At 44.0% G+C, this 9,089-nt stretch carries 10 protein-coding genes; 4 read left to right on the top strand and 6 right to left on the bottom strand.

The annotated features are described in order from the left end of the window. Positions 1-108 (top strand): transposase (locus IM479_RS17075; RefSeq protein WP_287683514.1); only part of this gene is annotated, 108 nt, incomplete at its 5' end. Positions 109-191: 83 nt separating this feature from the next. Here IM479_RS17075 and IM479_RS17070 read toward each other — a convergent pair. Further along, complete coding sequence (locus tag IM479_RS17070; RefSeq protein ID WP_287687433.1) at positions 192-2,579, bottom strand: ATP-dependent Clp protease ATP-binding subunit; 2,388 nt, start codon at positions 2,577-2,579, stop codon at positions 192-194. A 184-nt stretch (positions 2,580-2,763) separates the two neighbouring features. Continuing rightward, positions 2,764-3,717: a branched-chain amino acid ABC transporter permease gene (locus IM479_RS17065; RefSeq protein ID WP_287687431.1), complete on the bottom strand. Its 954-nt coding sequence runs from the start codon at positions 3,715-3,717 to the stop codon at positions 2,764-2,766. 661 nt (positions 3,718-4,378) lie between these two features. Here IM479_RS17065 and IM479_RS17060 point away from each other — a divergent pair. Further along, positions 4,379-4,951, top strand: a complete 573-nt coding sequence (locus IM479_RS17060) for a manganese efflux pump MntP (RefSeq protein WP_193961534.1) — start codon at positions 4,379-4,381, stop codon at positions 4,949-4,951. 26 nt (positions 4,952-4,977) lie between these two features. Here the strand turns inward: IM479_RS17060 and queC are convergent, their stop codons facing one another. The 4 genes from queC to IM479_RS17040 all read right to left on the bottom strand — a co-directional run bounded on the left by queC (position 4,978) and on the right by IM479_RS17040 (position 7,224). Next, complete coding sequence (gene queC, locus IM479_RS17055) at positions 4,978-5,670, bottom strand: 7-cyano-7-deazaguanine synthase QueC (protein ID WP_287687430.1); 693 nt, start codon at positions 5,668-5,670, stop codon at positions 4,978-4,980. Beyond that, positions 5,670-6,032, bottom strand: a complete 363-nt coding sequence (locus IM479_RS17050) for an aspartyl protease (RefSeq protein ID WP_286824380.1) — start codon at positions 6,030-6,032, stop codon at positions 5,670-5,672. The genes queC and IM479_RS17050 overlap by 1 nt, the downstream gene beginning before the upstream one ends. Next, complete coding sequence (locus IM479_RS17045) at positions 6,029-6,346, bottom strand: hypothetical protein (RefSeq protein ID WP_158201278.1); 318 nt, start codon at positions 6,344-6,346, stop codon at positions 6,029-6,031. Before IM479_RS17045 ends, IM479_RS17050 begins: the two co-directional genes overlap by 4 nt. A 260-nt stretch (positions 6,347-6,606) precedes the next feature. Beyond that, positions 6,607-7,224, bottom strand: coding sequence for a 7-carboxy-7-deazaguanine synthase QueE (locus IM479_RS17040; RefSeq protein WP_286824379.1), 618 nt, complete (start codon positions 7,222-7,224; stop codon positions 6,607-6,609). Between IM479_RS17040 and IM479_RS17035 the strand changes: the two genes are divergently transcribed. Next, on the top strand, positions 7,201-7,758 hold the full coding sequence (locus IM479_RS17035; RefSeq protein ID WP_286824378.1) for a Ycf51 family protein: 558 nt from the start codon (positions 7,201-7,203) through the stop codon (positions 7,756-7,758). The genes IM479_RS17040 and IM479_RS17035 overlap by 24 nt on opposite strands. A 20-nt stretch (positions 7,759-7,778) precedes the next feature. Further along, complete coding sequence (locus IM479_RS17030) at positions 7,779-8,888, top strand: iron-containing alcohol dehydrogenase family protein (RefSeq protein ID WP_287687428.1); 1,110 nt, start codon at positions 7,779-7,781, stop codon at positions 8,886-8,888. The last annotated feature ends 201 nt before the right edge of the window (positions 8,889-9,089 follow it).

Here is a 9,089-nt window from a genome sequence, read left to right as displayed (position 1 = left end):
TATGGGAAAGATGCTCTTTGGTCGCCTAGTTATTTTGTTTCTTCTGTAGGAGGTGCGCCATTGGAAGTTCTTAGGTGCTATATTAAAGATCAAGAAAAGCCGTCGTAAAACGACGGGGTTTTAACCCAAATTTTCGATAAAAATCGGGGTTGAAACATTTTCAACCCCGAAAAAAGCAATTTTTGAGGGGATTAACCCACTGGTTGTAACTGTAATTGCGAGAGAATATCGCTTTGCTCAGAGCGCTGATGACTAGAGACTGTCACCACAGCTTCAGCAGTTACATCTAATATCGCATGGTCTCCAGAATTGACTTTTCCCGATAACATCGCGACCGCTAAACTATCCTCTAAGCGTCGAGTTAAAGCACGACGTAAAGGCCGCGCACCGTAGCTAGGATCATAACCCTCATTGATGACCAAATCCTTAAAAGCGGCGGTAACTTCCACAGAAATGCCTTTTTCTGTCAATTGTTTGGCTAGATCCGCGATAAGAATATCGGCAATCTGGGTAACTTCTTCGCGAGTTAACTGTCGGAAAACGATAATTTCATCGAGACGGTTGAGAAATTCGGGACGGAAATATTGTTTTAACTCCTCTGTCACCCGATTAGAAATCTGTTGGTAGCGCGATTGAGCAAAATCGTCAGCAATCTCGAATCCTAAGCTATTACCGCCTTTTTCGATGACTTTTGAGCCAATATTCGAGGTCATGATAATTAGGGTATTCTTAAAGTCCACCCGACGACCTTGGGAATCGGTCAAATGACCATCTTCTAACAGTTGCAGGAGAAGATTAAAAACATCGGGATGTGCTTTCTCGATTTCGTCAAACAAAACCACTCTATAGGGTTGACGACGCACTGCTTCCGTTAACTGACCGCCTTCATTGTAACCGATGTATCCGGGAGGCGCACCAATTAACTTAGAAACCGTGTGGGATTCCATAAATTCCGACATATCTAGACGAATCATACTGGATTCCGAGCTAAAGAGCAACTTAGCCAAGGCTTTCGTTAATTCAGTTTTACCGACTCCCGTGGGACCTGCAAAAATAAACGAGGCAATCGGACGGTTAGGATTCTTTAAATTTACTCGCGCTCGACGAATAGCACGAGAAACGGCATTTACTGCCTCCTGTTGGCCAATAATCCGCTCATGCAGTTGATATTCCAGATTTAAGAGCGATTCCGACTCAGTTTGAGTTAATTGGGTAACGGGAATACCTGTCCAAGCGGCGACAATTTGGGCGATTTCCTCCGCATCCACCACTGGAATTAAAGATTCGGGGTTAATTAGGGGTGATTCTTCGTTAACCTCCGCAGGACTTGTGCTTTGCAGGGAATAGCGTAGATGGGTGCGGGATCCCGCTTCATCGAGAAGATCGATCGCTTTGTCCGGTAAAAAGCGATCATTGATATAGCGAGAGGATAGATTAACAGCAGCTTCGATCGCTTTTTGATCGTATTTTACCTGATGGAAATCCTCGTAGGTGGCTTTTAAACCCCGTAAAATCTCGATCGCCTGCTCTTTAGTCGGTTCTCCCACCATAACTGGCTGAAAACGTCTTTCTAGAGCCGCATCTCGCTCAATATGCCGTTTATACTCATCGAGAGTCGTTGCCCCTAAACACTGTAACTCCCCGCGAGCTAAAGCAGGTTTAAGCAAGTTAGAAGCATCCATAGCTCCTCCCATGCTACCAGCACCGACAAGAGTGTGAATTTCATCGATAAACAGGATAATATTGCCCGATTTGCGAACTTCCTCCACGATACCCTTTAAACGTTCCTCAAAATCGCCGCGAAAACGGGTTCCCGCCAGTAAAGACCCCATATCGAGGGCAATTACCTGTTTATCCCGCAAAAGTTCGGGAATATCGCCATTATGGATGCGTTGTGCTAAACCTTCAGCGATCGCAGTTTTCCCCACCCCCGGCTCACCCAGTAAAATCGGGTTACTTTTGGTACGGCGGCCTAAAATTTGGACAACTCGCTCGATTTCTGGCTCTCTACCGATTAAAGGGTCAATTTTGCCATTTTTGACCTCTTGGCTTAAATTGCGACCATATTGGGCTAAAATACCGACTTGGGGAGCATTTTTCTGGTCTTTATAGTCACTATCACCCGTTAAGCGACCACTAGCGACTTTTTCCCCGGCATTTTTAAGTAAAAGGCCGCGAAGTTTGATCAAATCAACACCCTGCATAATTAAAATTTTAGCGGCTAGGGATTCGGGATCGCTGGTGATAGCGAGTAATAAATGTTCAGGTGCGATCGCCTGTTCCCCTAATTGTCGAGCTTCCTGAAATGCTTGCTCGAACATCTTTTTCGCTTTTGGGGTAAAAGGGATATTAACGGGACTGTAACCCGTGCCGCGGCCGGTCATTCCTTCAATCAGGCGGCGACTTTCGTGCAGGGTGACTTTTAAATCCTTGAGAATTAAGGCTGCGGTGGCGGTGGCTTCTCCTATCAATCCTAACAGTAAATGCTCCGTACCCACGACACTGTGAGCGGTACGACGGGCTTCCTCTTGGGCGAACATCACCGCTTTGATAGCTTTCTGGTTAAAGTATTCAAACATGATCGACGGCTTCCTGGCTACTGGGCTTTACCTGTTACTGTAACGTTTTCTTTACATTAGCCGGAAGGGGGATATCCGTATCAGCAGGGTGGGTTAGGAGACAGGAGTGGGGAGATGGGGAGTTTTTTGCTGTGAACAGTAAACAGTAATCAATTACCTGAAAACTAAAATCTGATCACTGTAATTAGGAATCAACTTGACTAAGAGAGGAACGTCTTTTAAAAGGCATTATTTTTTTAATTAATTCAGGTGTAATTAAGCCTTGGGGATAAAAAATCGTTCCCAAAACAATTAAAATTCCAAAAATAATCAAACGACCATCGCGCAAGAAATTCCCTAACCAAATTGGTAAACCATTCACACCACCGAGGGCGCGTAAAACTTCGGGCAAAGCAGTTAAAACAATGCCTCCCACCACTGGACCAACAAAAGTTCTTGAACCACCAATTAAAACGAAAGCCAAGAAAATAATACTGGCATCAAAAGTTCCCTGACGGGAATTCCAAGTATTGAGAAAATGGGCGCTTACCGCTCCCACAACTGCCGCTAAAACTGCTCCGAAAGTGAAGGATAAAACTTTGTGATAGGTGGGATTAATTCCCATGGCTGCAGCTGCCAATTCATCGGCACGAATGGCATTAAATGCCCGACCAATTTTGATGTTTTCTAACCGGTAGAGAAACAGCATAGTTAGGAATAAGAGGGGCAAAGCCAGCCAAAGGTAGGCTAATTGAGTGGTGAAAGGTTGGGGAATGGCGAAAATACCGACCGCACCGCCAGTTATCTCGAGATTAAGGGCAATAATTCTCAAAATTTCTACCCAAGCGATCGTGGCAATGGCTAAATAGATACCTCGCAAACGCAGAACAGGAATACCTAAAACTATGGCTAATATTCCTGAAATAATGCCAGCAATTAACATTTCTAAAAAGACCAAAGCCAGGGGATAATTGCTGCCGGTATTAGTAAAAACTTTCGTAGAAAGAATGGCGGCTACATAACCCCCTAAAGCGTAAAAACCGGGGGTTGCTAAGGATAATTGACCGGCCATTAAGGGCAGATAAATTGAAATGCCTAATATGGCTCCAAATATCATTGAAACAATTAAAAAACCATAGGTGTTAAAAAAATCAGCCATATTTTCAGTGAGCGGTTATTGGGTGCTTAAGTTACTGGAGTCAATTAGCTAATTTTATCACCGTTTTCTCCCCTCTGATTCTCTGGTAATTCTCGAAATTATCATAATTTTTTACGTGGCACTTTTCCTATATGGTAGCGTTCGCCACCTTAAAAGCAGACGGGATGATCGATGATGGGAAAAGGTATCTTCCTCAACTTTGTCTTGGAAACAGGGGAATTTATGAAACAGCAGCATTGGTTAGTTAACTCCGAAAACCGGTTACTCGGACTCCTACGGCTGAATTTCCCGATAAAATCGCAGTAGCGGCTGAAAAAGTCCTAGAAGCTGAGGATATTATCGGTTTTACCCCGGAAGCGATCCATCAGGTGCAGGCGATCGGTGAGGAACCAGTAATGTGGTTTTAAACGTTTTTAATTCGATCCTCTCACTAATTAAGTAGCTGGTTATAATTAAATTAAAAATGGATTTTAGGTTCGATCCCCCCTGCCCCCCTTGATAAGGGGGGTGCCGATAGGCGGGGGGATCTGACAACTTTTAACGCCTACCTACTTAGGTTAGAGAAATGATAGATAAATGAGAGGATCATGAGAGAAATATGAAAGTTTTCTGGGTAAAAATTAGTTAAGATAAGGGGAAATTAAAGGATAAACAACTATAGATGTTTACTTCACTCGAACTTTTAACCACTTCCTTTGTTGCCGTGGGATTAGCCGCCGATGCCGTGGCCGTTTCTCTGACCAGTGGCCTGATGATTCGTCATATTCATGTTAATAAGGCTTTGAAAATTGCTTTGTTTTTTGGGGGATTTCAAGCGATTATGCCGATGATCGGTTGGGGTATCGGTCTAACTTGTCGCGAGTTCCTCGCCTCTTTTGACCACTGGATCGCTTTTATTATTTTAGGAGCGATCGGCAGTAAAATGATCTACGAAGCTGTTCAAAATGATGACGAGGAAAAAAAATTTAATCCTCTAGATTCCTATACTTTAATCGGATTAGCGATCGCTACTAGCATCGATGCTTTAGTAGTTGGTTTGGGTCTATCGATGATTAAAACTCCCTTACTTTTAGCTTGCACTGTCATCGGTTCTATTACCTTTGCTTTATGTTTTATAGCTGTTTTTATCGGGCATAAATTCGGTAATTTATTTAGTCAAAAGGTGGAAATTCTCGGCGGTTTAGTTTTAATATTAATCGGCAGTAAAATCCTCATTGAACATTTAATTGCCTAGATTATCTCCATTTTTCACTATCCTCCCTATTTTCCCTGGCTGTTTTTCAACAGGGGAGTGGCTAATTCGGGATAACCAGCCTCAATTAAAGCCCGATCTCTGATGCGACAGGAATCGCATAAACCGCAGGGTTCAACTTCTCCTTGATAACAAGACCAAGTATCCGCAATGGGAACCCCTAAACTAACAGCACGACGGACGATATCTACCTTACTATCCATCACCAAAGGGGCAATTAATTGGGGTGCTTTCCCTTCTAAACCCGCTTTCGATGATAAATTAGCTAAAGTTTGAAAGGCATCTAAATACTCGGGACGACAATCGGGATAACCAGAATAATCCACCGCATTAATTCCTAAATATATCGCCTCCGCTTCCCTTGCTTCCGCTAAAGAAAGAGCGATCGAAATAAAAACTGTATTTCTCCCCGGCACATAGGTAATCGGGATAATATTCGGGTTAATTCCCTCTTGGGGAATAGCTATAGATTGATCCGTTAAAGCGGAACCTCCCCACAAAGATAGATTGACTTCGATCAGATGATGTTCTTTAATATTGAGGAAATTAGCAATTTTTTTCGCCGCTGCTAATTCCCGCTCGTGTCTTTGTCCATAACGAAAGGAAAGGGCAATTAATTGATAACCAGCCGCTAGAGCGATCGCTGCTGTTGTCGCTGAATCTAATCCCCCGGAAAGTAAAATAATCGCCTTTTTTGTCATTATCCTAATGTCACCTGTGTTTGTTGATAATTAGCTACTAAGATAAATTGTTTGAGCCACTGGGAACCTAACAAAATCTCCTGAATTGCCTCCCCTGCAAAGACGGGAATTTCGTATTCTTGACCATCAATTCTTACTCTGCCTAAATATATATCAAAAAATGCTTCTCCTTGGGCAGTGCGTAACTTATCTTGGTTTAAAAATGGCCATTCAAGACTGCGAGCATCTTGGTCATTCATAACACAAAACTCCGTGAAACCAGTATCTAGCATAGCTTCTACAGGTAACACCAGACCATTAGGGCTGACTAAATCGATATCAAAATAAATTTGACCATTTTCTCCAAATCTCCCTTCAATCATATTCTGCCACTAACTCCAGTTTCATTAATGCCAAAGATATGATGGATTTTGTCGGGATATTTTGCCCTTGCTTTTTTACTAGCCACTTCTTTGTCGGGATCGATAAAATAATCGCCGCTATCAGGTTCGATCGCAATGTACCAACCATAATAATGTTTCATTAACCGGGGCTGTAAACTCTGAAAAATCGGCCAACAACGATGATAAAATTCTAATTGTCGGGCGCGATGTTTGGCCTTTTCTTCCTCTGTAGCTTGAATCTCTGGAAAAACTCGACCACGACGCACTACTCGTTCAGAATTGTTGTTAGACATAGTATGTAACCTCTTGTTAGTAAATTAGGGGTTGGGAATTATGAATTATGAATTATGAATTATGAAGTGGGGAAGTGGGGAAGTGGGGAAGTGGGGAAGTGGGGAAGTTGTCTCATCACCCTATCACCACAAAACCCTATCACCCCAAAACCCTATCACCACAAAACCCTATCTCCCTATCACCTCCTGACTCCTGATCACTGATCACTGATAACTGATAACTGATAACTGATAACTGATAACTGATAACTGATCACTGACTAGCGGACTCCTAAAAACTTATGGGTTTGGAGACTGAGGCGCCATTGGGGATGCCGGAGAACATAATTAAAGACTAACTCTTTGCTTTCCACTGTATTCCATTCGGGTTGCAGATATTTGATCACCCCTTCCGATAACTTACTTTCCTGGATGGCTGCCCAGTCTAAATCCTCTGGATTAGCCACGACAATTTTTAACTCATTCACCCGTGCATAAATACTAGGATCGGGCATTTTATAAGTTTTAGGAGAAAAAGTCACCCAATCGAAAACCCCTGTAAAAGGATGAGCGCCAGAAGTTTCTAAATGTACCCGTAAACCCTGATCTTTTAATTCCCCGGTCAAAGGATCAAGATTGTGCATTAAAGGTTCCCCCCCGGTAATCACCACCATAGCGGGGTTAGCCCCTTTTGCCATCTCAACCAATTCCCGCACCGATTGTTGTGGATAACGGTGGGCATTCCAAGACTCTTTTTGGTCGCACCAAGGGCAATAGACATCGCAACCTCCCAAACGGAGGAAAAAAGCATTGCTTCCCGTCCAAAAGCCCTCGCCCTGCACAGAATGGAAAGTTTCGACAACAGGATAGGTACAATGGTTTATGCTAACCGTTTTCATAGAATCAGTATTATAGAAAATATGGACATTCCCCTGAACTTTGCCAAATACATCCAATGGTCTGGTATTGCCACGCTGGTTTTTTTGGTACTCACGATTATCGCTTTTCTCGTCGGTTGGGGAATCCGCTTTCGTCTCGTCGGTGTCACTAGCTTTATGGCTGTGTTGACGGTCGGAATTTTCGGTCTTGGGTTAGGATTATTTACTCGTACCGAAATTCCGGGAGCGGTGAGATTCTCCCTTGTCTATGATAACGGAGCTAATCAAGCTGTTATCTCCCTGCCCAATACTGTTACTACCGAGCAGGTGGAAGCAACCCTAAAACAAGCCGCTAGTGACTTGTTTTCCTCTGGTCGCGCCGGTGCTGGCGGTAATAATCAATTTATCATTAGCGCTCGCACTCTGGTTCACCCTCAGCCCGGTTTATCTGCTCCTTTGTACTTAGGACAGATTAAAAAATCCTTCTCCGCCCCGGGGGATAATACCCCTGAACTACAGCTTTTTCCCGAAAGCTTCGCTAAACTTAGCCAATAATCCTGAGAGGTTGTCAAAAAATGTCCAATGCTGTCGCTGTTTTGCCCCTGTTAATCGCCCCCGCACAAGTGATTCGGGGTGACAATGCCCTAGAAGAATCCACCGGCAAATTAGCGGATTTGGGGAAACGTCCCCTCGTGGTGGGCGGCGATCGCAATTTAGCTTTTTTGTCATCTCCCCTGAAAAATCTCACTCCTAGCTATCACAGTTACACCCCCGATTGTTCGGAGAATTCCTTAGCATATTTAAAGGCATCTGTCAAGAGTCATGAGGCAGATTTTATCATCGGTGTGGGTGGCGGCAAGGCCCTCGATACGGCCAAATTACTCGCCCATCAGTGCCATTTGCCGATTGCCACGATTCCCACCTCCGCGGCCACTTGTGCCGCTTGGACGGCCCTATCTAACATCTATTCTGACGCGGGGGCGTTTCTTTACGATCTGTCCCTAGCCCGTTGCCCGGATTTATTAATTCTCGATTACGGTATTATCCAAACTGCCCCGAAAAGAACCTTAATCGCCGGTATTGGCGATGCGATCGCTAAATGGTACGAAGCTTCCGTCAGTAGCGGTCATTCCACGGAAACCCTGATCATTGCCGCTGTCCAACAGGCCCGGGTTTTGCGGGATATTCTTTTCCAAAAATCCCCAGCAGCCCTGGAAAATATCGGCGGGGAGGACTGGAAACAGGTGGTGGATGCTACCGTGTTATTAGCCGGAGTAATTGGTGGTTTAGGGGGTGCTAATTGTCGTACCGTGGCCGCCCATGCAATTCATAATGGTTTAACCCATATTCCCGCTTGCCATCATGCCCTGCACGGGGAAAAAGTCGCCTACGGCATCCTCGCCCAATTGCGTCTAGAGGAAATAGTTTTGGGCAATCAATTGGCACTATCGGCCCGGGGGCAACTAATCCAGTTTTATGAACAAATTGGTTTACCGAAATCCCTAGAGGATTTAGGATTAAGAGATGTTTCCCTTGCCCAATTGCGCCACGCAGCCGCAATTGCCTGTCAGCCTAATTCTGACATTCATCGTTTACCTTTTACGGTTTCCCCTGAACAAGTTATGGCGGCCATGGTTTCTACTACCACTGCCGATCCGATCGTCCAGAAAGTTAAAGCTAATTAGGGTTTGCTGAAAAAGTTATTGAAAAGCACAGGTCTCTTAATCAATGATTTCACTTAGCTAAAAGCATAAGCTTTAGTTGTTGATTAATCTCTAAGCTATAACTTATTGTCATCATTGACCGAGAAAAAGTGCGGTTTTTCCATTTCAGACATAAAAAAGCCCAAAAAACCTGCCGAAGCAGGGTGGAAAGATTGATAACTA

Source organism: Microcystis sp. M165S2, from assembly GCF_020245885.1.
In the GTDB taxonomy this organism is placed as follows: domain Bacteria; phylum Cyanobacteriota; class Cyanobacteriia; order Cyanobacteriales; family Microcystaceae; genus Microcystis.
This window is presented reverse-complemented; position numbering and strand designations above follow the sequence as displayed.